Source organism: Leisingera sp. F5, from assembly GCF_001593695.1.
On sequence record NZ_LUKH01001216.1, the window covers coordinates 1 to 1,186 of the forward strand.

The following is a 1,186-nucleotide window of genomic DNA, read 5'->3' on the forward strand; positions in this document are numbered from 1 at the left end:
CGATGGTGCGCTCCAGATGGTCGCGCCGCGCTGCCATGAATAACAGCAGTTCGGTCTCTGCCGACCAGCGGTCGGGGTCGCCTTCCAGCACCAGCCGGCGGATCTCTTCCGCGCCGGGAGAACCGCCCGGCTCGCGTGTCAGCACCACATCACGGCCTGCGTCCTGCAGGGATTCCGCCAGCAGGCGGCACTGTGTTGATTTCCCGGACCCGTCGATGCCTTCAAAAGTGATGAACAGGCCGCTCCCTGCGCCAGCCGTCACAGCGCCCCCTCGGGACCGGTCAGAAACTGCTTGATCAGCACCAGCGCGGCGGTCTTCACACGGACTACAAAACCGCCGGCGGGCACGTCAGCTTCGGCCACCAGCGGCAGCCGGACCTCCGGCAATTCCTCGGGCTGCAAAACCAGTTCTGCCAGGCGCTGGCCCTTCGCGACCGGCGCCTCGATCGGGCCGTTATAGACAACTTCGCCTTGAATGGTTTTGGCTGACAGCGACGGCAGCAGAATCTCCAGATCCTTGGCTGGCACCAACCCTACCGATTGCTCGGCCCCGCGCCAAACTTCGGCTTCGGCGATGGCGACGCCCTCCTGGGCAACGGTTTTCTTGGTAAATTGGCGAAACGACCAGTTAACGAGGGCTTCCGCCTCCTCAGCCCGTGCGCGTTCGCTGTTCAGCCCGGAGACCACAAAGATCACCCTCCGGTCGCCCTGCAGCGCAGAGCCGACCAGGCCATAGCCTGCTTCTTCGGTATGGCCCGTCTTCAGCCCGTCCGCGCCAATGCCCAGTTTCAACAGCGGGTTGCGGTTGCGGGTGTTGGAGGGCGCGCGGCCGTCGAACTCGAAATGGGTTTCGGCAAACAGCGGGTAGTACTCGGGGAAGTCCTCGATCAGCCGCTCCGCCAGGATTGCCAGGTCATGCACCGACATCCGGTGGCCGGCGGCAGGCCAGCCGTTGGAATTGGCAAAGGTCGAGGCGGTCATGCCCAGATCCTGGCCGCGCTTGGTCATGTAACGGGCAAAACCGGCCTCGGTTCCGTCCGGGCTCAGCGCCTCGGCGATCACCACGCAGGCGTCATTGCCGGACAGCACGATGATGCCGCGCAAGAGGTCCTCAACCCGCACCCGGTCCTGGGTGTCCAGGAACATGGTGGAGCCTTTGTAGCTCATCGCGTGCTCGCTGACCGGC

Annotated in this window: 2 protein-coding genes; both read right to left on the reverse strand. The window is 64.8% G+C overall.

Annotated features, from left to right (window positions below; translation table 11 throughout):
• Positions 1-262, reverse strand: a 262-nt coding sequence (locus A2I95_RS40245) for a dTMP kinase (protein ID WP_291737924.1), incomplete at its 3' end; no start/stop codon positions are given.
• Positions 259-1,186 (reverse strand): D-alanyl-D-alanine carboxypeptidase family protein (locus tag A2I95_RS40250; RefSeq protein WP_291737925.1); only part of this gene is annotated, 928 nt, incomplete at its 5' end. The genes A2I95_RS40245 and A2I95_RS40250, both read right to left, overlap by 4 nt.